Here is a 20,942-nt window from a genome sequence, read left to right on the forward strand (position 1 = left end):
TTGTCACCTTCCCTCGCCGCTTGGTCGCGTAGATTAGAACTTCGCCGACACGCGAGCGTACCAGAGGCCGCCGTCGGTGTCGTAGGGGGCGTTGCGCGAATAGATCAGGCCGCGAGAGGCCTGGAACGTCGCCTCGTCCGGATAGGTGTCGAACAGGTTCTCGGCGCCCACCGTCAGCTTGATCGTGTCGGTGACCTGGGCGCTGACCGAGAAGTCCACCAGGGCCTTGCCCGCGAATTTCTGGATCAGGTCGGCCGCGCCATTGGCCTGGGCGTCGGTCCACTCGCCCGACCAGCGGGCGCGGACCATGCCGCTGAAGATGCCGCGCGCATAGTCGAACGACACATTGGCGGCGTTCTGCGGCAGGCCGTTTTCCAGGTTGATGCGGGCCAGGTTCGAGACCTCGGTCAGCTTGGAGCGGGTGACCTTGGTGTCGTTCCAGTTCCAGGCCGCCGTCACGCCGGCCCGGCCGCCCAGAAGCTGGCCCCGCCACGAGCCGACCACGTCAACGCCCTGGGTGCGGGTGTCGAACGAATTGGTGAAGTAGCTGACCGTCGTCAGGCTGTCGGCGCCCGGGACGCCGGCCGCGACCAACTGGGCCCGCAGCGCCGGGGTCACCGTGAAGTTCGGGGAGACGGCGAAGCGGTTGTCGACGTCAATGCGATAGTAGTCGACCGAAGCGGTGAAGCCGCCCTGGCGGAAGACCGCGCCGAACGACAGGTTCTTCGATTCCTCCGGCTCCAGCGGCTTGCCGCCCAGCGCCACGGAGATCGGGTTGATCGGCGACAGGCGGCCCGAGGTGAACAGCAGCAGGGTCGTGGTGTTCAGGCCTTGCGAGGTGCGGGTATTGTTGATCTGGCCGGCCGTCGGGGCGCGGAAGCCGGTCGAGACCGCGCCGCGTATGGCGAAGTTCGGCGTGAACTCGTAGCGCGCGGCGATCTTGCCGTCGGTGGTCTGGCCGAACTCCGAGAAGTCCTCGTGGCGCACGGCGATGTCCGCGTCGAGCTTTTCGGTGATCGGCAGGTCAAGGTCCACATAGCCGGCGTAGCTTGTCTGGTCCCACGAGCCGGCCTGACTGGGCGCGTAGCCCGGGAACCCGTTGGAGCCGCTAGGCAGGCCGGCCGGGGCGCCAGGCCCGACATCCCACGAATAGCGGTCGCCCGCCTGGATCTTGTAGGTCTCCTTGCGGGCTTCCAGGCCCAGGGCCAGGTTCGCCGGCTTGGCCAGGACCGACCAGTCCAGAGGACGCGAGGCGTCGAAGTTCAGCGTCTTTTCTTCCTGGATCAGCGCGCCGGCGTCGAAGCTGGTCGGCGACTGCGGACCGAACGAGGCGTTGATGCTGTTGTTGAGGAAGTAGTCGACCTTGTCCTTGCCCCAGCCGGCCGACAGGTCCCACGACCAGCCCATGGCGTCGCCGCGCAGGCCGCCATTGATCGAGGCGTTGGTCTCGTCCTGGCCGAACTTCGGCGAGAAGCCGGCCGGATAGATCTGGCTCAGCGACCAGCCTGGGAAGACGGGGCTGGTCCTGTACGAGGTGTCGGTCGACGGGTTGCGCCAGTTGAAGTCGGTGACGCCGTGCATGTCGCTGTAAGTGGCGAAACCATAGGCCTCGACCGCGTCGTTGAGCGGCAGGACCAGGTTCAGCGAGCCGCGCCACACCTCGCGGTCGGGCTGACCCCAGCGCTGAACGGGGTTGGGCACCTTGATGCTGGGATTGGCGGCCTGGAAGGCGGTGGCGTCCGGGCGCTGGCGCGTGCGTGAGGTGGCGTCGGCGTTTGTGTAGTCGATCGCGCCGACCAGACTGCCGCCGTTGCCGATCGCCAGGCCGTAGCGCGCGCCGATCTCGGTCTTGTCGCCGTCGCCGGCATAGTAGCGACCGAACTGGCTGTAGCCGTCGAAGCCGGCCTTGTCGCTGAGGATGATGTTGATCACCCCGGCGATGGCGTCCGAACCGTACTGGGCCGAGGCGCCGTCGCGCAGGACCTCGATGCGCTCGATGCCGCTGGTCCCGAGGGAAGCGAGGTCGACGCCCTGCTGGCCGCGTCCGCCCAGCACCGCCGAGCGGTGGCGGCGCTTGCCGTTGACCAGCACCAGGGTCTGGTCGGGCGAGAGGCCGCGCAGGGTGGCCGGGCGCACGAAGGCCTGGCCGTCGGCGGCCGGCAGACGCTGGACGTTGAACGACGGCGTCGTCGCCGCCAGCTTGTCCATGATCTCATCGGACACGGTGTTCTTCAGCACTTCCTGGCTGACGACGTCCACGGGGGCGACCGACTCGAAGGCGGTGCGATCGACGCGGCGGGTGCCGGTGACGACCACGGTGTCCACCTCGGAGGCGGCCGCCTGCTGAGCCGCCTGCTGGGCGTGGGCCTGGCTGGAGAGGGCAAGGGCGAGCGCGCCCCAAGCGACCGTGGACATGAGTTTCATCGTCAACCTGCACTGAAGAGTTTCAGCGCGGGTTAGCGGCGGGTCTTGTCGAGTCGGCGACGGTAAGACGTCGGTTTGATGAAGCCTCGCACACCCGCGTTCTTCCGAAAGGCGCAAATCGCCCGGAAATGCGTCAAAATACCCCTATTCGAAGAATGGGTTTGGAGTCATGCTTCCCTCATTCCGCACCGACGACGTCAGATCGTCGGGCGAATGGAGGAAATAGAAAGATGGCCCTGCTCGAGCATCATCGCGCCCCTACCCGGCAGCACCCCGCGGGCAGCGCGCTTTGCTTCGGCGTCACCATCGCCGGACTGGTCGTCCTGGCGATGACGCTGAGCTGGCTCTTCAAGCTGGTCTCGTTCTAGGCCCTAGGCGGCCAGGCGCCGCCAGACCTGACGATCGGCTTCGATATTGGTGAGCGCGCCGGAGTTCTGGCGCTGCAGCAGCGCGGCCATCACCTCGATGCCCAGCTGCGCATAGCGCACCTGGACGTCTTCCTTGCGGCAGCCCCGGCCCGGCGCGATGAACAGGGCCGCATTGACCTCCGGCGCCTTGGCCACGATCAGGGCCGCCAGGCGCTCGGCCCTTTCGTGATCCTTCTGGTGCAGCAGAGGCTCTTGCGCGAACAGCTCCTTGCCCAGCTCGCCGACATAGTTGAGCGACAGCGCGGCGAAGCGGTCGCGCGTCATCGGCGGCGAGAGGTCGGCCGCGTCAAAGCTCAGAATGACGTCGTTCATGAGAAAAAGCATGGCGGATACTGGCTGCTGAACTCTGGGGAAGGGGTTCGAAAGCTAGCGCAGCATGCCCAAAATGAGCTTTAGGTCAGGTTTAGGATCAGGGTTAACGGTCGCCTGGAGTCGAGTTCTCCCCAGCCTCTCCACCGATATTGAACGCGCTTCAGGCTTCGACGGGTTCGGTCAGAAAGTGTCGGCCGTCGCGGTCCTCGATCTCGACCACCCAGACGTCCGGGTCGATGCGGGCGGCGCGCTCGGCGTAGGCGTCCAGGTCTGGCTCGAACTCGGAACGGACCGGCTGCATCCAGAATCGCTCCCCGTCGCCACGGGTCGCTTCGCTGTAGAGCCGCGCGGTTCCAGCCCGGCGGTCGACGATCTTGACCAGCACCGCCCCGGCCCGGGCATCGCCCTTGCGGGCGACCATGGCGAAGGCCCCGCCCAATTCGGCCCGGCGGATCAACGCACCGACCCAGATATCCGTCGAAAGAAGCATCGCTAACCGAACCGCAACCCCACGGGGCTTAAGGCTGCCCCTTCAAGGCTCGAAGCATACGAGCAAATGACGCCCCTCCGCTCGCTTAAATAGGCCGGCGAAACGTCCAGGAGTTGAAGCGCGATGGCCGCCGAAATCGGCTTCCACTATCGGCCATCGCGCTCTCCGCGCCAGAAAGGCCGCTGGGCGCGATGGATCGGGGTATTGATCGGGCTAGCGACCTTCGCTCTCCCGACGGCGCTGTACGCCAACGCCGCCGACCAGCTCTACGAACGCACGCTGATGACGGCGGCCGATGGCCGCTGCCGGCTGTTCACGTCCACCGTCTCGGTCGCCCTGGACGCCTCGCGGGCCCAGGCGCGCGGCGCGACGTTGCGCTCGGGCGCCAGCGAACTGCAGGTCGCCGCCCTGGAGCAGCGGGCCCGCGCCAAGGCGGCTGGCACGGCCTGCGATTCCAAGGACCTGGCCCTGGCCGCCTCGCGGGTGAAGAAGGCCTTCGAAGGCTACTCCCAGATGCTGGCCATGACCTATCCGGGCGACGTCGCGTCCTGGAAGGCCGAGCGCTCGGTGTCGGCGACCATTCCGGTCTGGCGGCTATCGCAGCCGGCCAGCTTCGGCGGCGACCGGCTGATATTCGGCCTGGTCGGCCGCGCCCTGGCCGTGACGACGGTGGCGACCTTCGACAACGGCCAACGCCCCTATGCGGCGCGGATCATCGTGCGGGACACTAGCCGGACCCTGGGTCCCTACATCGCCTCCAACGCGGGCCGGAACCTGGCGGCCAAGGTCGCGCCGCGCAACGCCAGCCTGGTGTTCGCCGCCCAGACCCGCGAGGAAGCCCCCCTCACCTTGCTGCCGACCGGCGCGAAGACGGGCCTGGCTTTCCGGTTCCCGGCGGCGGCGATCGAGGCCATGTCGCGACTGGATCCGCGCGAGGCCGTAACGGTGGAGTTCGTGTTCCAGGGCGGGGGTCGCGACGAGGTCACCCGCAAGGCCTATATCGAGGTGGGGGATTTCGCGGCGGGTTTCGCGTTCCTGCGCTGATCAGCGCGGCGCGAAGGCGATCACATTGTCGCCCAGGGCGGTCGGCGCGGGCTTGGGTTCGCCCTCGACCGGCGCCTCGACCTGCGGCGCCGGCTCGGTCAGCGTCTCCAGAGTCACCGACTTCAGCGGGGCCATCAGCACGGGCAGGCGCACCGAAACGCTGGTGCCCGCGCCCAGGCGGCTTTCGATCGTCATCTCGCCGCCATGCAGCTTGGCGAAGGCGCGAACCAGCGACAGGCCCAGGCCCGTGCCCTTGGCGCGCTGCTCGACGCCGCCGGCCTGTTCGTAGGGGCGGCCCAGGCGCTCGAGGTCTTCGGGGCTGATGCCGACGCCGGTGTCGGCGACAATGATCTCCAGCACGCCGTCATAGCCATGGGCCGTGACCGTCACCTGGCCGCCGCGCGGGGTGAACTTCAGGGCGTTGGACACCAGGTTCAGTACGATCTGCTTCAGGGCGCGGCGATCGGCGTCGACCTCCAGCTCGCCCGGCGGCAGGACGCCACGCAACTGAACGCCGGCGCCGTCGGCCTGGACGCGCAGCAGGCGCATGGCCGCCTGCACCGCCTCGCGGGCGTCGAACACGCCGCGCTGCAGCTCGAAGCGCTCGGCCTCGATCTTCGACATGTCCAGGACGTCGTTGATCAGGTCCAGCAAGTGGCCGCCGCTCTCGTGGATCAACTCGGCGTACTCGGCGTAGCGATCGCTCAGCGAGCCGAACATGCGGGCGCGCATGATGTCCGAAAAGCCCATGATGGCGTTCAGAGGCGTGCGGAGCTCATGGGACATGTTGGCCAGGAACCGGGCGCGGCCGGCGGCCAGGGCCTCGGCGTCGGTGCGAGCCTGGTCGAGGGCGGCTTCGCGATTGCGCTCGACGGTGACGTCGCGCAGGACGCCGACTAGCTGGTTCGGCGCGATGCGGACCAGATCCAGGGCCACGATGCGCTCGACGCTCAAGGCCGGATTGAAGGTCAGGCTGGCCGCGCCCTCGCGATGGGCGGCGGCGATGGCGGCGGTCAGGCGCTGGCGGTCGCCCGGAGCGGCCGCGCCGGTCAGGCCGCGATTGACGAGGTCCACGGTGGTGACGCCGCGCGGCGGCGCGCCGCGCACGGCGGTCACCTGGCCTTGGCCCCTGATGGCGATCGCCAGATGCGGCAGGCCGTCGAGCAGGCTCTCCAGCCCGATGATCTCGGAGGCGTAGCGATCATCGCGAGCCCCTTGACGACGCCGGCCGATCAAGAGGCCCGCGGCCAGGCCGAGGCCCGTGGTGACCAAGGCGAGAAAACCCAGCACGAAGGCCAGCGGTCCGGTCGGGGCCGGCGGAGCCAGGCCGGAAAGTTGGGTCAGGGCCGCCACGCAGCCGCCGATCAGGGCCAGGGCCGCGCCCTCGGCCAGTCGCTTGGGCTGGTCCAGGGTCGAGGCCGCCGCGACGGGGGCTAGGCACCAGGCGGCCATGGCGCCCGAGACGCCGCCCGTCAGCGCCGCCGCGATCGAGCCCCCCACGGCCCACAGGACCAGCAGCACCGACTGGGTGCGCTCATCGTCGCGTGAAAAAAGCAGCGCCGCCAAGGCCGGGACCGCGCCCGCGCCCAGGGCCGCCCACACGGGCCAACCGCCGGTGTTGTTGGCGAACAGCGCCGCGGCGGCGGCCAGACAGATAGCGGCCAGCCAGCCCAGACGCCACGCATGCGCGGGATCGAACCCCGCCTGGGGAGCGGGGCGTCGGATCAGGTCTGGAAGCGTTTCGAATTCCAACGGCCGGTCGACTTGCAAGCGCGGCGGGGAGGCGCCGTCCTCAAACCTTAACGCGAGGGAGCCCTTCCCTCCAAGGCCACACAATCATTGAGCGACCTTTCCTGGTGGAAGCGCTGTGGATGGAAACGGAATCGTAAGCGCGAGTCGGCATCCTCCCGGTCTCAAGTCGTCACGGACAGAAGGTCCGGGAGCCCACCATGCCAGAACCGGCGTCCCTGGACGCACTGCCCGACCGCGCCTTCGCGGCCCCCGTCCCGGCCGACCGCCGGGCGGTCGCGAACGAGCGCCGACGGCTGGCGCTCGACGATCGCAAGCGCTCGTTCCTGCGCATGGTCAGCCACGAACTGCGCACCCCACTGAACGCCGTGATCGGCTTCTCGGAGATTCTGTCGCACGAGCTTTACGGCCCGCTCGGCAACCCGCAGTACAAGGAATATGCGGGGATCGTGCACGAGAGCGGCATGAAGCTCCTCAAGCTGGTCAACCAGATTGTCGAGATCGCCCGCCTCGAGGGGCATGTGACCGATATCGAGATGACGCCTGAGCCGCTGGACGAGGCGCTGGACGACGTGATTGACGGCTTGAAGGCCGAGATCGCCCGTCGGGACGTCATCGTTCATGTGGTCAATCAGGGCGCTCTGCCCAGCGCTGTCGCCGACAGTCGCGGCCTGCGCACGATGCTCTCCAATCTCCTGCAGAACGCCATTACGCACTCGCCTGCTGGGGGAGTCGTGCATGTCGCCGCCGCCAGGATCGGCGGCGAAATCGAGATCACCATCCGCGACCAGGGCCCCGGCGTGGAGAGTTCCGAGTTGCCGCGCCTGCTGCAGCCGTTCGAACAGGGCGGTTCGGCCCTGACCCGGACCCAGGAGGGCGTGGGCCTGGGCCTGCCGATCGTCGACCTGCTGTCACGGGCCATGGGCGGGCAGCTGAGACTGTCCTCCAGCCTGGGCGCGGGCTTCCTGGCGCGGCTGATCCTGCCGGCCGCCTAGGCTCAAGCTTGCCTTGAACCGGCGCGCCCCCTAAGTGGCCGCCATGACCAGTCCGATCGACACCGCCCTCAACGACCTCGCCGAAGAGTTCGAGCTCCTCGGCGATTGGGAAGAGCGCTATCGCTACGTGATCGAACTGGGCAAGGAACTCCAGCCGCTGACCGACGCCGAGCGCTCGGAAGACAACAAGGTGCGCGGCTGCGCCAGCCAGGTCTGGCTGGTCACCCTGCCCCAGGCCGACGGGACCCTGGCGTTCAAGGGCGACAGCGACGCCCATATCGTCAGCGGGCTGGTGGCCATCATGCTGCGCCTCTATTCCGGCCGCACGCCCGCCGACATCGCCGCCTTCGACGCCAAGCGCGCGATGGACAAGCTCGGTCTGTCCGAGGCCCTGTCCTCGCAGCGCTCCAACGGCCTGAAGTCGATGGTCGCCCGCATCCAGCACGACGCCCAGAACGCGCTGGGAAAGCTCGCCCTTGGCTAGTTTCCGCGTCGCAGCGCTCTATCGGTTCACGCGGTTCGAGGATCCGGCGGCGATCCAGGGTCCGCTGGCGGCGCTGTGCCGCGGCCTCGGCGTCAAGGGCACCCTGCTGCTGGCCCGCGAGGGCATCAACGGCACGATCGCCGGCGAGGACCCCGCCATCGAGGCGGTGCTGGACCACATCCGCGCCCTGCCCGGCTGCGAAGGCCTGTCGCCCAAGACCGCCTGGGCCGAGCGCATGCCGTTCCACCGGATGAAGGTCCGCCTGAAGAAGGAGATCGTCACCCTGGGCGAGCCGGACCTGGATCCGACCGACGCCGGGACCTATGTCGATCCCCGCGACTGGAACGCCTTGATCGCCGATCCCGACGTGGTGGTGATCGACACCCGCAACGACTACGAGGTCGCGGTCGGCCAGTTCGCGCGCGCGGTCGATCCCAAGACGGCCAGCTTCTCGGAATTCCCGGCCTGGTTCCGCGACTTCCGCCAGGGCCTTGAGGCCGAACGCGGCCCGGACGCCGCGCCGCTGAAGGTGGCCATGTACTGCACCGGCGGCATACGCTGCGAGAAGTCGACCGCCCTCCTGAAGGCCGAAGGGATCGAGGACGTCTTTCACCTGAAGGGCGGCATCCTCGACTATCTGGAGCAGGTGCCCGAACCCGAGAGCCTCTGGCGCGGCGAGTGCTTCGTGTTCGACGAGCGGGTCGCGGTCGGCCATGGCCTGTCGCAAGGGACCCACGTCCTGTGCCGCGGCTGCCGCATGCCGGTCAGCCCCGAGGCGCAAGGCTCGCCAATGTATATCGAGGGCGTCGCCTGCCCGGCCTGCCATGACCAGCGTAGCGAAGACCAGAAGGCCCGAGCGGCCGAGCGCCACCGGCAGGCTCAGCACTGCGAGGCCCTGGGCATCGACCACGTCGGCGCGACTTTTCCTTCACGGTCAAGCTGAACGCTTCGCGGTCGCCCCGCGTTGACCCGGCTCCCCTTCCTTCCAACGAGGAGCCGCCCCATGGCCCATACCAACGAAGACCACATCAAGCTTGTCAACGGCCTGGTCGAGACCACCATCGACAGCGCCGACGGCTATGCCGAAGCCGCCAAGGACGCCGACGCCTCGCGCTACAAGGACCTGTTCGAGCGCCGCGCTCAGGAACGCCGCTCGGTCGCCTCGGAACTGCAGGACGAGGTCCGACGCCTGGGCGGTGAGCCCAAGGACGACGGCACCATTCTGGCCGCCGCCCATCGCGTGTTCCTGAACCTGAAGGACTCGATCACCAAGGGCGACGAAGCCGTCGTCAACGAGGTCGAGGCCGGCGAGGACCACATCAAGGCCAAGTACGAAAAAGCCCTGCAGGACACCGATGTCGACGCCCAGACCCGCGCCGTGATCGACAAGGCCTGGACCTCGGTCAAGTCCGGCCACGACCAGATGCGCGACCTCAAGCTCTCGCTGAAGCACTAGGTTTCAGCGCTGAACCACCCAAGGGCGGGATCGAAAGGTCCCGCCCTTTCGCCTACGGATTTGCCTCCGCGCCCGACCGATCGCATATGAGGGGCATGGAAGACGCAGCCCACATCGTGTTGGACGCCGCTCTTGTCCTTGACGAGCGCCAGGTGAACCTGATCGCCAAGGCCCTGGCCGATCCGCGTCGCCGCCAGATTCTCAAGGAGGTCGGCGCGGCTAGCGAACCCTTCCCTTGCGGCGCCATGGCCCAGCACGTGCCGGTCACCGCCGCCACGCTCTCGCACCATATGAAGGAGCTAGAGAACGCTGGCCTGATCAAGATCTGCCGCCAAGGCAAGTTCGCCTTTCTTGTGCTGCAGCGCGACGTCCTGAACGCCTACCTCGCTCAACTGGCTGAAATCTGAGAAATCAGCGGCTTCGTGTCGCTCGCCCCGCAACGAATCCGGCTCGCAATGTGTCCGCAACGAACGCGCCGAGGCCGTCCACACGCGAGAGATGCTTCGTTGCTATACGGACTTCATCGCTTGCTGGTCATGCCGCCCTGTCCCGCCAACTCGGTCCGCCATCCCGCGGCTCCGGCGTCCCGCCACAAAGCTTGATAGATCGGGTCCTCAACCTCGATGCGCGCCCACGCAGGATTGAGGTGGGCGAACGCGGCCAGGGCCTGCAGCGTTGCCGACGTATCCCCAAGGGTGGCGTTGAGTCTGGCGGCGCGCCGCCAAATCCGGTCCCAGTTGCCTCCCAGCCGGACCGCCTCGGCCAGACTGGAGCGCGCCGAACCGACTTCGCCCCTGCGGGCCGCGCGTTCGGCCCGTACGACGGCGTCATTGGCTTGGTGAAGGTTCAGCAACGCCCTCAACGCGGGAATGGGCCGGTCCGCAGCATCGACCCGAAGATCCACGTCCTGGAACCCCCCGTCCGGAGTACGGACCAGTAGCGCCGCGGAAAGGCGTCCCGTTGTTTGCCCGCCCGCGGCTTCTCCAGCTTCCAGAGCGGAGATCAGACGGTCCGCCAGCGAGCCTTGCGCGGTGAGAAAGCGGGACCGCATGGCTTCCAGAACTTCCGGGCCGGCCAGGCCGTTGCCCTGAACACTGAAGCCCGGCCCGGTCAGTTCGCCCGTCCACCCCGAACGCCGCGCTTGAGCGCCGCTGAAGGCGGCGCCGTCTCCCGTCAGGGCGACGATCCCCACTTGCCGGAAGGACGAGTCCTGTCCCTCAAAGCCATCGTCTGTCTGCAGCAACTCCCGCAGCGCGCTTGCCGCCGACTGCTCTGACGCCAGCAGCGCCAACCCCTTGGGACCGTATGAGGGGTTGGTTTCGAACTGCGAGGCGACCGCGCCCACACCCGCCTCGGCGTAGATCACCGTCGCGCCCACGGCCAGATTGTTGGTGGCGACAGCGGCGCCGCAGTTTCTGGCGGAGTCGCAGGCCACGATCGAGAACGTGGCCCAGGCGGGGCTTGCCGCGAAGGCGCTGAGCGCGACCGATATCGCGGCGCCTGCCAGTGCTCTGTTCCATTTCATCTCGCGAACCTCGGAGGAAGCAGGGTTGAATATCACCACACCCAAACCTGTCGCGTCTTCGCCGGAACAGCGCGTCACCAGGTTTGACGTCAAACGCCTCTTACCAGGCGTCGAGGTCCCGGACAGTGATCATCCGCTCGTTGGCGGTCGCATGGCCGCTCGCCAAAAGCCGCCGCCCAGGCTCGCTTCGCGATCCCGCCGCGAGGCCGCGCGGTTGCCTCAATTCACGCCTTGGCCAACGCGCTGGCCGCCTTGCCGTCATACTGACCGCCGAAGCTGCTCTTCAGGTAGGCCATGATCATCCCGACATTGGCGCCGGGGTTCTTGGCCCGGAAGTCGTCGATGGCCTCGCGCAGTTCCGATTCCGTCATCTGCTTTGGACCATACGAGGACAGGATCGTCAGTTCGGTCTCGGCCGCCTTGGTCCGCGCGTCCACCTTCGACGCATCGCCACCAGCTTCGATCAGACGCGCGCGTTCGGTCGCGAGGTTCTCCAGCGTCAGCTTCGTGTTCTTCAAAAACTTCGCGACGGTCGCGACAACCTTTTCGTCAGTGACTTCCGTCACGCCGCGCTTGAATTCCTCGGTCGTGATCTGCGTCGCCTCGCCGATCAACGTGGTGAGCACGTCGGCCCTCAGACGGTCGTTCAGCTTGCGCGCCGCGAGTTGGTCAGCTTTGAGTTCGTCGAGCAAAGCCATGTCTTCGTCCTTTCGGTTCACTCTATTCGATAGTGCCGTAGCGGCCTTCGCGACTGCCTCGTGGTTCTGACAGCCCTAACCTGTTTCCGGGACACTTCCAGCCTGTAGCGACAAGCCCTTCAGAAATTCTCTCAAGCCTCGCTCATTGAATCATTTCGATAGATATCTAAATGTCGAAGCATGCGCCGTTAGGGCGCCAATGAGTGAGAGAGATCATGAGCAAGCTTGCTGGCAAGACCGCCGTCGTCACGGGCGCCTCGAAGGGTATCGGCGCGGCCATCGCCAAGGCCCTGGCCGCCGAAGGCGCGGCCGTCGCCGTCAACTACGCCTCCAGCCGTGAAGGCGCCGACAAGGTCGTGGCCGAGATCACCGCCGCCGGCGGCAAGGCCATCGCGGTTCATGGCGACGTGGCCAAGAGCGCCGACGTCACCCGCTTGTTCGACGAGACCCACAAGGCGTTCGGCGGCGTCGATATCCTGGTGAACAACGCCGGCGTCTATGAATTCGCCGCGCTGGAAGACGTCACCGAGGCGCACTTCCATCGCCAGTTCAACATCAACGTCCTGGGCCTGCTGCTGGCCACCCAGGAGGCGGCCAAGCGCTTCGGCGCCGACGGCGGCAGCGTTATCAACATCAGCTCGGCGGCGACCACGGTCGATATCCCCACCGCGGCGGTCTACACGGCCACCAAGGCCTCGGTGGACTCCATCACCCGCGTGCTGGCCAAGGAGCTGGGTCCGCGCAAGATCCGCGTCAACGCCATCTCGCCCGGCGCGGTCGAGACCGAAGGCACCCATACCGTGGGCATCATCGGCAGCGATCTGGAGACCCAGATGATCGCCCAGACCCCGCTGGGCCGCCTGGGCCAACCGTCCGACATCGCGCCGGTGGCGACCTTCCTGGCCTCGCCCGAAAGCTTCTGGATCACCGGCGAGATCATCGCCGTCGCCGGCGGCAACCGCTAACCGCTAACCGCTAGGCCTTCACGCCATCCGGTAGTGCCGCGCCAGGCGCTGCAAGGCGAGTTTCAGGACCGTCTTGCCCGCCCGGCGCGGCAGCTTCAGCGACCGCTCGGCCGTCTCCAGCGCCGAGCCCAGCAGGCAGACCCGCTCCAGGATCTCGCGCAGGCCCGGGCCCACCTCGGTCAGCGCCTTGGCGATCCGCTGGCGGGCCGCGACGTCGCGTTCGGCTGGCGCCAAGCCCGGCCGGCCGCCGTCCACGCGCGGCGTCGCATCCCAGCGCATGGTCATCCGCCCCTGGGCGCCCAGGCTCTCGAACTCCTCTCGAAGCCGCTCGCCGGCGGCCGCTTCGATCGGCGTCAGCCAGGGCTGTCCATTCCTGTCGCGACGACGCGCCAGCCAGGCGATCGGCGACTCGCCGAGATTGCGCCGCACCGGACCGCCGGCCGTAGCGACCTCTTCCTCGATCACGCCCGGCCGCCCCGGCGGCGGCGCCTTAGGCTCCGGCCGCGCCGTCATCGTCCAGCCGCCCTGGGCGCGGGCCGTCAAGGTCGCCTGGCGGGCCAACACCTGGAATGCCGCCTCGTCCAGGGTCAGCATCACGCTGCGCCGGCGACTGGCCCCCAGGCGAACGCCGTAGCCCAGAGCCTGGGCCTCTACGACCGCGCCGGGCCGCGACAGCAGCCGCATGGCGCGCTCGGCCAGACGTCGGGCTTCCAGCTCGGCATCGAAGATCTCGTCGGGGGCCGCGCTCACGCCGGGATCTCCTCGGCATGGGCCGGCGCTTGGCGCAGGCAGGCTTCCAGGTCCGAGAGCCGACGATCGAAGGTCGCGTCCTCGCGCATGTCCTCGATCTTGCGACACGCATGGCCGCAGGTAGTGCGGTCGCGGCCGAACGCGAAGGCCACCCGCGTCAACGGCCAGTGGAAGGTGATGTGGGTCAGGTAGATGGCCAGCTGCCGCGCGCGGACCGCGGCGTGGGTGGCGCGCCTCGGCGCGCTGATCTCGACCGCCGGCACCCCGGTGGCCAGGGAAACGAGATGGGTGACGAAACCGACCGTCAGGCGGTCGCGACGGGGATCGGGCGTGATCGCCCAGATGTCCTCAAGGGCTTCAACCAACATAGCGTCCTCTCCTCCCAGCCGCGAGCGCGGCGGGCGAGAACCACTATAGGTTTATTTTCTTATAGAGAGGAAGATATTCCTATTTTGCTCATACCTAAAAACGCTAAGCGATTGAAAATAAATGTATTGATCTTCGCTATTCCCGCGCCCAGACGGGCATTGATTCCGCAGGAATGATCGCGCCCTTGCAACAGACCACGGTCGCCGCGAGCGCGTGCGCCCGCCTCACCGAGTCGTCGATCGACAGCCCCGCCAGCCGTGACGACAGGTAGGCGGCGTTGAAACTGTCCCCCGCCCCCGTGGTGTCGATCGCCTTCACCCGGCCCGGCGGCGATGTCGCGGTACGGCCTTCCGGCTGGTGGACATTGACCGCGTGGCTCTCGTCGCGGGCCACCACCTCGGCGCCGGCGGCGGCCCATTCGGCGGCCAGGTCCTCGGCCTCGCGGCCGTAAAGCGGGCGGCTGTCCTCACTGCTCAGCGAGATGTAGCGGCAAGATGGAACGACGCCGTCCAACGCATCGCGAGCCGCCTCAGGGCTGGGCCAAAGGGCCGGGCGATAGTTGAAATCCAGCGCCACGGCGACGCCCAGCGAGTGGACATAGGCCAGGATGTCCTTCAGGCGCGCCCGGCCTATGTCGCCGACCACCGCCAGGGTGACGCCCGACAGGTAAACGAGGCCGCTGGCCTTGGCCGCCTCGATCAGTTGGTCGGCGGTGTGGGCCGAGAACAGGTCGCGGATCGGTGCCCGCTCGCGCCAGTAGTGGAACTTCCGCTCGCCGTGCTCGTCCAGGACGATGGCGTAAAGGCCCGGCAGGCGGTTCTCGACCTGGCGGACAAGGCGCGTGTCGATGCCCTCGCGGCGCATCGCCGACAGCACGCCCTCGCTGAACGGATCCCCCTGCCCCAGCGCCGTGCAGTAGGCGACCTCGTCGCCCAGGCGCGCCATGTAGATCGCCGTGTTGAACGTGTCGCCGGCGAAGCCCATCCGGTAAAGGCTGTCCGCGCTCTCGGGCGAGAGCTCGACCATGCATTCGCCGAGTACGGTGATCCTGGCCATGCTCAGCCCTTCTTATTGGCCGACTCGGCCTTGGACTTCTGGTCGATCCAGGCGTCGATCCGGGTCTCCAGCACCGCCAGCGGCAGGGAGCCGTGCAGCAGCACCGCGTCGTGGAAGCCACGCTCGTCGAACCGGTCGCCCAGCTTGGCTTCGGCCCGTTTGCGCAACTCGAGCAGCTTCAGCTCGCCGATCTTGTAGGCCAGGGCCTGGCCAGGCCAGGAGACATAGCGCTTCAGCTCGACCTCGATATTGGTCGGCGACAGGGCGGTGTTGTCGGTAAAGCAGGCGCGGGCCTGCTCCAGGCTCCAGCCCTTCCAGTGCATGCCCGTGTCAGCGACCAGGCGGCAGGCGCGCCACATCTCGTAGGACAGGCGGCCGAACAGCTCGTAGGGGTCGCGATAGATCCCCATCTCCTCGCCCAGCCATTCCGAATAGAGTCCCCATCCCTCGCCGAAGGCGTTGAAGTAGAGGTTGCGGCGGAACTCGGGGACGCCCGCCTGCTCGGCGGCCAATGAGGTCTGGATGTGGTGGCCGGGCGCGCCCTCGTGCAGCACCAGGGCCGGCAGCTCGTACAGCGGCCGCTGGTCTAGTTCAGAGGTGTTGATCATCAGCCCGCCAGCCCGGCCGAGCTTGGCGTCGCCGCCGAAATAGCGGCCGGTGGTGTAGCCCTTCTCGATGCTGGCCGGCACTGGCCGCACGCCATAGGTCAGGCGCGGCAGGACGCCGAAGTGGGCCGGCAGCTGATCGTCGGCGCGCTTGGCGATCTCGCTGGATTTCTCCAGCAGTTGCTGGCGGCTCGTGGCGTAGAAGCGCGGGTCCTTGCGCAGCATGGCCAGGAACGCCGGCAGGGCGCCCTGGAAGCCGGCGGCCTTCATGGTTTCCTGCATGCGCGCGCGGATCCGGGCAACCTCGGCCTGGCCGATGTCGTGAATCTGGTCCGGCGACAGGGTGGTGGTCGTGTGTCGGCGGGCCAGGAAGGCGTAGTAGCGCTTGCCGTCCGGCAGGTCCGACGCCGCCAGGCTCATGGCCGCGTGCGGGACGTACTCGTCGTTCATGAACTTCAGGAACGCGGCGCGGGCGGGCGCGACCTTGTCGGTCATCGCCTTCTCGCCCTCGGCGACCAGGACCGTGCGCGTGGCTTCCGGAATGCTGGCCGGCAGGCCGCGCAGCGGCGCCATCAGCGGATCGTCGGCCAGCGGCGTGGCGATGGCCCGCTGGGCGCGATCCCGCACCGCCTGGGCGGTCGGAATGGCCTGGACAAAGCCGGTCTTCACCCCGCGACGGGCGTTGTCGATATTGGCCGCGTACCAGCCGGGCATGGCGTCGAGCAGGCCTATCCAGCGCTTGGCCTCGGCCTCGCTCTTCAGCTTCATGCCGCTGGCGCGGTACAGCATCATCACGTCAAAGCCGCCGTCGCTACTGAACGGCATCCGCGACTCGTCGTAGCCGGCCGCCTCAATGCGGTCCTTGACGGTCCACTGCAGCAGGTCGCGGGTCAGCCTTTCCTCGTCGGACAGACCTTTCGTTTCCATCGACGACAGAGCGGTGGAGATCGCGTTCAGCTTGGTCAGGCGCGTGGCGTCGGCGGCCGGCGAGACGTCGGGCATACGCCAGCGCGCCTCGTTGGAGCCGCCGGAATCCGGATCCTCGTCGGCATTGCCCAGCGCCTCGTAGCGGGCGACCAGGCTGGTCAGATTGTCAGAGGGCCCGGCCCACGCGGCCGACACGGCCAGGGCGGTGAGACAGACGCCCGCCAGGGCGGCGCGCCAGGATGCGATGCGAGTCATAGGCGGAGCTTAGGCGAACGCGGATCGCCCGGCGACACGCGAATCGCCAACTTCAATCCCCTGGCGAGGACTGATTAGCAGCGTCTGAATTTTCGGAAGATGATCGAGAATGGAGCGGGCGAAGAGATTCGAACTCTCGACCCCAACCTTGGCAAGGTTGTGCTCTACCACTGAGCTACGCCCGCCCATTCGCGAGATATATAGTCGCTCCATTCTCCCGGAAGTTCGGAAGAATGGAGCGGGCGAAGAGATTCGAACTCTCGACCCCAACCTTGGCAAGGTTGTGCTCTACCACTGAGCTACGCCCGCATCGGCGAGGCTCAAAAGAGCGCCCCGCGACGAGGAGGCGGCTTATGGCAGAGGGCTTCGCGCTTGGCAAGCGCCCTTTGAGGGGTTGCCGACAGCCTTTTTTCGGAGGCTTGATCCGGACTGCATTTCCGGGGGCGGAGTTCTAGGCGTTGCGTCTGTTTGTGTTCGGTCTGGGCTATGTCGGCGCGGCGTTTTCGCGCGCTTTGCGAGCCCGAGGGTGGGAGATCGCCGCCACGGCGCGGGACGCGGACCAGGCTGATCGGCTGCGCGCCCAGGGAATCACGCCCGCCCATCCGGACGATCGAGAGGCCATGGCCGCCGCGCTACAGGGGGTAAAGGCCGTGCTGATCACCGCCCCGCCCGGCCCTGACGGCTGTCCGGCCCTCGAATCGCTGGTTCCCGCCCTGGCCCAGGCCCGGGCCTTCCCCGACTGGATCGGCTACCTGTCCACGACGGGCGTCTACGGCGACTACGACGGCCGCTGGGTGTTCGAGACCGCGCCGCTGAAGGCCCAGTCGGTCGAGGGCGCGCGCCGCGTGGGGGCCGAGCGCGACTGGCGCGAGGTCGGGCGCGGCATGGGCCTGACCGTCACCACCTTCCGCCTGCCCGGCATCTATGGCCCCGGCCGAAGCGCCCTGGATCGCCTGCGGGCTGGCGAAGGCCGTCGCATCGTCAAGCCGGGCCAGGTGTTCAGCCGCATTCACCTGGACGACATCGTCTCGGGCCTGCTGGCTTCACTGGAGCGACCGAAGGCGGGCGGGGTCTACAACCTCGTCGACGACGCGCCGGCCCCGCCGCAGGACGTCATGGAGCACGCCGCCCACCTGCTGGGCGTCCCGGTCCCGCCGGACCTTCCGTTCAACGCACTGGGCATGTCCCCCGCCACCCGCCGCTTCTACGCCGAGAACAAGCGCGTCTCGAACGCCCTGGCCAAGGCCGAACTGGGCTGGCGGCCGGCTTATCCGACGTATCGTGAGGGTCTGTCGGCGATTTTGAAGGCCGGCGGCTAGATGTCTACTCGTCGTCGATCGCCGGCGTGATCGGCGTGATGCCCACGGCCTCCAGACCCGCCGCGTTGCGCAGGCGCGCGGCGCGGGCCAAGCGGCGGGAGACCAGATCACCCTCCTCCGGTTCGGCCAGGCCCTTGGCCTCGGCCACGGCGGCCACCAGGCGTTGCAGGTCCTGGGGGCGTGAGAGCCGATGATCGCCGTCCTTGATCAGGGTGAAGACGACGTCCTGGCTGTTGACGGCGTTGGCCAGTTCCAGCGCATGGGTCCACGGCACGTCCGGGTCGGCGCCGCCTTGCAGCACCCGCACCGGCACGTCGATCGGCATGGGCCCCGGCAGGATCGACCACCGCGCCCCGTCTTCCAGCAGTTCTCGGGTGATCGCGTAGCCGCCGTCGTCGTACTCCGACGGCCGGATCCAGAAGCCGTCGCGGGCGATGGCCGCCTTGGCCTCGGCCGACAATTCCGGCTCCATCAGCTTCTCGGTGAAGTCCGGCGCGGGGGCGATCAGCACCATGGCCTTGACCCGGTCAGGTCGGGCGATGGCGGCCAGGCATGACAACCAGCCGCCCATGGACGAGCCGACCAGCACCAGCGGCCCGTCGGTCAGGTCGTCGATCACCGCCAGGGCGTCCGCGCGCCAGCGGCTGATCGTGCCATCCTTGAACGCGCCATCGGACTCGCCGTGGCCGAAATAGTCGAAGCGGACGTAGTTGCCGCCGGTCGCCTTGGCCTGCTCGGCCAGAACCTCGGCCTTCGTTCCGGTCATGTCGCTGTGGAAGCCGCCCAGCCAGACGACGGTGGGACCTTCGCCCTCGACGCGGCGAAAGGCGATCTTCGAGCCGTCTTCGCGCATCAGGGCGCCGGGGGATTCGGTCATGGCGTCGCCTTGATCCTTTCGATAACTAAAACGCGTCCGTTTCGCCGAGAGTCGCGTGCCCGACCTACCCGCCGATTTCACCCTGCTGCAAGTCACGCCTGAGCTGGAAACAGGCGGGGCCGAACAGACGACGATTGATGTCGCCCATGCCGTCGTGGCGCAAGGCGGCAAGGCGCTGGTGGCGACCAAGGGCGGGCGCATGGCCTCGCGGCTGGAGGCCGACGGCGGCCGTCTGGCCCAGATGCCGGCCCAGACCAAGAACCCGCTGGTCATGCTGGGCAACGCCGCGCGGCTGATCGACCTGATCCGGCGCGAGAAGGTCACGCTGGTCCACGCCCGCTCACGCGCTCCGGCCTTCAGCGCCCTGTGGGCGGCGCACGCCACCAAGGTGCCGTTCGTGGCCACCTATCACGGGGTCTACAACGCCAAGTCCAATCTCAAGCGGTGGTACAACGCGGTCATGACCAAGGGCGACCTGGTCATCGCCAATTCCGAGTACACGCGCGACCACGTCATCCGGGAACACAACATCGCGCCGGAGAAGGTCGTGGCCATCCCGCGCGGCGTCGACCTGTCGCGCTTCGAGCCGGGCGTGGTCGGCGCCGACCGCATCGCGGCCCTGCGCAAGGCCTGGGGCGTCGCCGACGGCGAGCGCCGGCTGAAGGTGCTGCTGGCCGGCCGCCTGACGCGGTGGAAGGGCCAGGCCCTGATGATCGAGGCCATGACCCTGCTCAAGGCGCGCGGCGAGGATCGGGTGCTTCTGCTGCTGGCCGGCGACGACCAGGGCCGCAAGGGCTATCGCGCCGAGCTGGAGGCCGCCATCGCCGCCGCCGGCTTGCAGGACGCGGTGAAACTGGTCGGCCATTGCGATGACATGCCGGCGGCCTATCTGCTGGCAGATCTGGCCATCGCCCCATCGCTGGAACCCGAAGCCTTCGGCCGCACGGCGGTCGAGCCGCAGGTCATGGGCCGTCCGGCCATGGCCTCGGACCACGGGGCGACGCGCGAGACCATCGTCCCGGGCGAAACCGGCTGGCTGGTCGCGCCTGGCGACGCCAAGGCCTGGGCCGACGCCCTGCTCGAGGCCTGTGAAATCGGCGCGGCCGGACGACAAACCCTCGGACAGGCCGCGCGCCTTCGTGCGCGACGGTTGTATTCAGTGGACGCTATGTGCGAAGCGACCCTCAAGGTCTATGCCCATATCCTGGGGGCACGCGTATTGGGTTCGGAGCGTTCGTCTTGAGCAAGGAGATCAAGAAGGTTCTGGTGATCAAGCTGGGAGCTCTGGGCGACTTCGTCCTGGCGCTCGCGGCGATGAAGAAGATCCGTGAGGCCCATCCGAAGGCCAAGATCACGCTCCTGACCACCCCGCCCTTCGAGGCCCTGGCCAAGCTCAGCCCCTATTTCAACACCGTCGAGACCGATGGCCGGCCCGGCGACGTGGGCGAGACCCTGGCCATGATCGGCCGGATCCGCAAGGCGCGCTACGACCGGATCTACGACCTGCAGACCAACAGCCGGACCAACTGGTACTTCCAGCTGCTGCGTCCGTTCCCGCCGCAATGGAACGGCGTCGCCTTCGGCGCGTCGCTGCCGCAGAAGGGCTCGGCCCGCCTGCGCATGCACACCCTGGAGCGCCAAGCCGACCAGCTTCGGGCCGCCGGCATCTGGCCGGACGCCCCCACCGAGCCGGGCAGCGCCCCACCGCCGGACCTGACCTGGATCCTGCGCAAGCACAAGGAGCCGCGCCCCGTGGCCGGCGCCGCGACCCCGCGCCCCTACGTCCTGTTCGTGCCCGGCGGCTCGGCCCATCGGCCCGAGAAGCGCTGGCCGGTCGAGAACTACGCCCAGCTCGGCTCGCTGCTGAAGGCGCGTGGCCTGGATATCGTCATCATCGGCGGTCCGCAGGAAAGCGCCATGGCGCGCCACATCCAGAAGGCTGTCGGCGGCGCCCGCGACCTGACCGGCCGCACCGACTTCGCCCAGCTTGCCGTGCTGGGGGCCAAGGCGGCCCTGGCCGTCGGCAACGACACCGGCCCGACCCACCTGCTGGCCGCCGCCGGCGCCCCGACCATCGCCCTGTTCTCCGACGCCTCGGATCCCGAGCTGTGCGGCCCGCGCGGCCACGTGGCCGTCATTCGTTCGCCGGATCTGAAGGCCCTGCCGGTCAGCACCGTTGCCAGCGCGGCGGTGGCGCTACTGCCGCACTGAGGT

Annotated in this window: 22 protein-coding genes and 2 tRNA genes; 11 read left to right on the forward strand and 13 right to left on the reverse strand. The window is 68.1% G+C overall.

The window, feature by feature from the left end:
• Window positions 1–33: 33 nt before the first annotated feature.
• Window positions 34–2,415: a TonB-dependent receptor gene (locus tag ACW175_RS18000; RefSeq protein WP_492101365.1), complete on the reverse strand. Its 2,382-nt coding sequence runs from the start codon at window positions 2,413–2,415 to the stop codon at window positions 34–36.
• Between the two features lie 239 nt (window positions 2,416–2,654).
• Here ACW175_RS18000 and ACW175_RS18005 point away from each other — a divergent pair, with 239 nt between their 5' ends.
• The gene (locus ACW175_RS18005) at window positions 2,655–2,792 is read left to right on the forward strand and encodes a hypothetical protein (protein WP_199170637.1); all 138 of its coding nucleotides are present in this window, start codon (window positions 2,655–2,657) and stop codon (window positions 2,790–2,792) included.
• Between the two features lie 3 nt (window positions 2,793–2,795).
• Here the strand turns inward: ACW175_RS18005 and ACW175_RS18010 are convergent, their stop codons facing one another.
• A complete protein-coding gene (locus ACW175_RS18010; RefSeq protein WP_492101366.1) occupies window positions 2,796–3,176 on the reverse strand; it encodes a hypothetical protein in 381 nt (126 codons plus the stop codon).
• Between the two features lie 148 nt (window positions 3,177–3,324).
• On the reverse strand, window positions 3,325–3,654 hold the full coding sequence (locus ACW175_RS18015; protein ID WP_492101367.1) for a DUF1491 family protein: 330 nt from the start codon (window positions 3,652–3,654) through the stop codon (window positions 3,325–3,327).
• Between the two features lie 123 nt (window positions 3,655–3,777).
• Here ACW175_RS18015 and ACW175_RS18020 point away from each other — a divergent pair, with 123 nt between their 5' ends.
• Window positions 3,778–4,698, forward strand: coding sequence for a hypothetical protein (locus ACW175_RS18020; protein WP_492101368.1), 921 nt, complete (start codon window positions 3,778–3,780; stop codon window positions 4,696–4,698).
• Here the strand turns inward: ACW175_RS18020 and divJ are convergent, their stop codons facing one another.
• Window positions 4,699–6,450 (reverse strand): cell cycle sensor histidine kinase DivJ, encoded by a 1,752-nt coding sequence (gene divJ, locus ACW175_RS18025; RefSeq protein WP_492101369.1) that lies wholly within the window; start codon window positions 6,448–6,450, stop codon window positions 4,699–4,701.
• 197 nt (window positions 6,451–6,647) lie between these two features.
• On the opposite strand from divJ, the gene ACW175_RS18030 reads away from it, so the two are divergent.
• The 5 genes from ACW175_RS18030 (at window position 6,648) to ACW175_RS18050 (ending at window position 9,789) form a co-directional block, all read left to right on the forward strand.
• Window positions 6,648–7,442: a sensor histidine kinase gene (locus tag ACW175_RS18030; RefSeq protein ID WP_492101370.1), complete on the forward strand. Its 795-nt coding sequence runs from the start codon at window positions 6,648–6,650 to the stop codon at window positions 7,440–7,442.
• A 43-nt stretch (window positions 7,443–7,485) separates the two neighbouring features.
• Window positions 7,486–7,926, forward strand: coding sequence for a SufE family protein (locus ACW175_RS18035; RefSeq protein ID WP_492101371.1), 441 nt, complete (start codon window positions 7,486–7,488; stop codon window positions 7,924–7,926).
• A complete protein-coding gene (trhO, locus tag ACW175_RS18040) occupies window positions 7,919–8,869 on the forward strand; it encodes an oxygen-dependent tRNA uridine(34) hydroxylase TrhO (RefSeq protein ID WP_492101372.1) in 951 nt (316 codons plus the stop codon). The genes ACW175_RS18035 and trhO overlap by 8 nt, the downstream gene beginning before the upstream one ends.
• Before the next feature lie 60 nt (window positions 8,870–8,929).
• The gene (locus ACW175_RS18045) at window positions 8,930–9,382 is read left to right on the forward strand and encodes a PA2169 family four-helix-bundle protein (protein WP_492101373.1); all 453 of its coding nucleotides are present in this window, start codon (window positions 8,930–8,932) and stop codon (window positions 9,380–9,382) included.
• 86 nt (window positions 9,383–9,468) lie between these two features.
• Window positions 9,469–9,789: an ArsR/SmtB family transcription factor gene (locus tag ACW175_RS18050; RefSeq protein ID WP_492101374.1), complete on the forward strand. Its 321-nt coding sequence runs from the start codon at window positions 9,469–9,471 to the stop codon at window positions 9,787–9,789.
• Between the two features lie 113 nt (window positions 9,790–9,902).
• Here the strand turns inward: ACW175_RS18050 and ACW175_RS18055 are convergent, their stop codons facing one another.
• Window positions 9,903–11,000, reverse strand: a complete 1,098-nt coding sequence (locus ACW175_RS18055) for a DUF1028 domain-containing protein (RefSeq protein WP_492101375.1) — start codon at window positions 10,998–11,000, stop codon at window positions 9,903–9,905.
• A 131-nt stretch (window positions 11,001–11,131) separates the two neighbouring features.
• Window positions 11,132–11,605, reverse strand: a complete 474-nt coding sequence (locus tag ACW175_RS18060) for a GatB/YqeY domain-containing protein (protein ID WP_492101376.1) — start codon at window positions 11,603–11,605, stop codon at window positions 11,132–11,134.
• 215 nt (window positions 11,606–11,820) lie between these two features.
• Here ACW175_RS18060 and ACW175_RS18065 point away from each other — a divergent pair, with 215 nt between their 5' ends.
• Window positions 11,821–12,570: a glucose 1-dehydrogenase gene (locus tag ACW175_RS18065; protein WP_492101377.1), complete on the forward strand. Its 750-nt coding sequence runs from the start codon at window positions 11,821–11,823 to the stop codon at window positions 12,568–12,570.
• Between the two features lie 18 nt (window positions 12,571–12,588).
• On the opposite strand, the gene ACW175_RS18070 is transcribed toward ACW175_RS18065, so the two are convergent.
• From ACW175_RS18070 to ACW175_RS18095, 6 genes are all read right to left on the reverse strand, one after another.
• Window positions 12,589–13,254 (reverse strand): DUF6456 domain-containing protein, encoded by a 666-nt coding sequence (locus tag ACW175_RS18070; protein WP_492104994.1) that lies wholly within the window; start codon window positions 13,252–13,254, stop codon window positions 12,589–12,591.
• 62 nt (window positions 13,255–13,316) lie between these two features.
• Window positions 13,317–13,688, reverse strand: a complete 372-nt coding sequence (locus ACW175_RS18075; RefSeq protein WP_492101378.1) for a helix-turn-helix domain-containing protein — start codon at window positions 13,686–13,688, stop codon at window positions 13,317–13,319.
• 136 nt (window positions 13,689–13,824) lie between these two features.
• Window positions 13,825–14,745, reverse strand: a complete 921-nt coding sequence (locus ACW175_RS18080) for a sugar kinase (protein WP_492101379.1) — start codon at window positions 14,743–14,745, stop codon at window positions 13,825–13,827.
• A 2-nt stretch (window positions 14,746–14,747) separates the two neighbouring features.
• Window positions 14,748–16,532 carry a DUF885 domain-containing protein gene (locus ACW175_RS18085; protein ID WP_492101380.1) on the reverse strand — a complete coding sequence of 595 codons (1,785 nt, stop codon included), beginning with the start codon at window positions 16,530–16,532 and terminating at the stop codon, window positions 14,748–14,750.
• A gap of 110 nt (window positions 16,533–16,642) precedes the next feature.
• Window positions 16,643–16,717: transfer RNA gene (locus ACW175_RS18090), tRNA-Gly, on the reverse strand.
• 49 nt (window positions 16,718–16,766) lie between these two features.
• Window positions 16,767–16,841: transfer RNA gene (locus tag ACW175_RS18095), tRNA-Gly, on the reverse strand.
• A gap of 149 nt (window positions 16,842–16,990) precedes the next feature.
• Between ACW175_RS18095 and ACW175_RS18100 the strand changes: the two genes are divergently transcribed.
• On the forward strand, window positions 16,991–17,851 hold the full coding sequence (locus ACW175_RS18100; protein WP_492101381.1) for an SDR family oxidoreductase: 861 nt from the start codon (window positions 16,991–16,993) through the stop codon (window positions 17,849–17,851).
• A gap of 4 nt (window positions 17,852–17,855) precedes the next feature.
• On the opposite strand, the gene ACW175_RS18105 is transcribed toward ACW175_RS18100, so the two are convergent.
• Window positions 17,856–18,728: an alpha/beta fold hydrolase gene (locus tag ACW175_RS18105; protein WP_492101382.1), complete on the reverse strand. Its 873-nt coding sequence runs from the start codon at window positions 18,726–18,728 to the stop codon at window positions 17,856–17,858.
• Window positions 18,729–18,783: 55 nt separating this feature from the next.
• On the opposite strand from ACW175_RS18105, the gene ACW175_RS18110 reads away from it, so the two are divergent.
• A complete protein-coding gene (locus tag ACW175_RS18110) occupies window positions 18,784–19,971 on the forward strand; it encodes a glycosyltransferase family 4 protein (protein WP_492101383.1) in 1,188 nt (395 codons plus the stop codon).
• A complete protein-coding gene (locus ACW175_RS18115; RefSeq protein WP_492101384.1) occupies window positions 19,968–20,939 on the forward strand; it encodes a glycosyltransferase family 9 protein in 972 nt (323 codons plus the stop codon). Before ACW175_RS18110 ends, ACW175_RS18115 begins: the two co-directional genes overlap by 4 nt.
• The last annotated feature ends 3 nt before the right edge of the window (window positions 20,940–20,942 follow it).

This window comes from Caulobacter sp. FV1ye6ST (assembly GCF_058681225.1).

Excerpts from the sequence above, each read along its gene's own strand:
- ACW175_RS18020 (WP_492101368.1), top strand. The coding sequence starts at position 3,778 with ATGGCCGCCGAAATCGGCTTCCACTATCGGCCATCGCGCTCTCCGCGC.
- ACW175_RS18030 (WP_492101370.1), top strand. The coding sequence starts at position 6,648 with ATGCCAGAACCGGCGTCCCTGGACGCACTGCCCGACCGCGCCTTCGCG.
- ACW175_RS18070 (WP_492104994.1), bottom strand. The coding sequence starts at position 13,254 with ATGCGGCTGCTGTCGCGGCCCGGCGCGGTCGTAGAGGCCCAGGCTCTG.
- ACW175_RS18060 (WP_492101376.1), bottom strand. The coding sequence starts at position 11,605 with ATGGCTTTGCTCGACGAACTCAAAGCTGACCAACTCGCGGCGCGCAAG.
- ACW175_RS18105 (WP_492101382.1), bottom strand. The coding sequence starts at position 18,728 with ATGACCGAATCCCCCGGCGCCCTGATGCGCGAAGACGGCTCGAAGATC.
- ACW175_RS18085 (WP_492101380.1), bottom strand. The coding sequence starts at position 16,532 with ATGACTCGCATCGCATCCTGGCGCGCCGCCCTGGCGGGCGTCTGTCTC.
- ACW175_RS18035 (WP_492101371.1), top strand. The coding sequence starts at position 7,486 with ATGACCAGTCCGATCGACACCGCCCTCAACGACCTCGCCGAAGAGTTC.
- ACW175_RS18075 (WP_492101378.1), bottom strand. The coding sequence starts at position 13,688 with ATGTTGGTTGAAGCCCTTGAGGACATCTGGGCGATCACGCCCGATCCC.
- ACW175_RS18065 (WP_492101377.1), top strand. The coding sequence starts at position 11,821 with ATGAGCAAGCTTGCTGGCAAGACCGCCGTCGTCACGGGCGCCTCGAAG.
- ACW175_RS18005 (WP_199170637.1), top strand. The coding sequence starts at position 2,655 with ATGGCCCTGCTCGAGCATCATCGCGCCCCTACCCGGCAGCACCCCGCG.
- ACW175_RS18010 (WP_492101366.1), bottom strand. The coding sequence starts at position 3,176 with ATGCTTTTTCTCATGAACGACGTCATTCTGAGCTTTGACGCGGCCGAC.
- ACW175_RS18045 (WP_492101373.1), top strand. The coding sequence starts at position 8,930 with ATGGCCCATACCAACGAAGACCACATCAAGCTTGTCAACGGCCTGGTC.
- ACW175_RS18080 (WP_492101379.1), bottom strand. The coding sequence starts at position 14,745 with ATGGCCAGGATCACCGTACTCGGCGAATGCATGGTCGAGCTCTCGCCC.
- ACW175_RS18015 (WP_492101367.1), bottom strand. The coding sequence starts at position 3,654 with ATGCTTCTTTCGACGGATATCTGGGTCGGTGCGTTGATCCGCCGGGCC.
- ACW175_RS18050 (WP_492101374.1), top strand. The coding sequence starts at position 9,469 with ATGAGGGGCATGGAAGACGCAGCCCACATCGTGTTGGACGCCGCTCTT.
- ACW175_RS18000 (WP_492101365.1), bottom strand. The coding sequence starts at position 2,415 with ATGTCCACGGTCGCTTGGGGCGCGCTCGCCCTTGCCCTCTCCAGCCAG.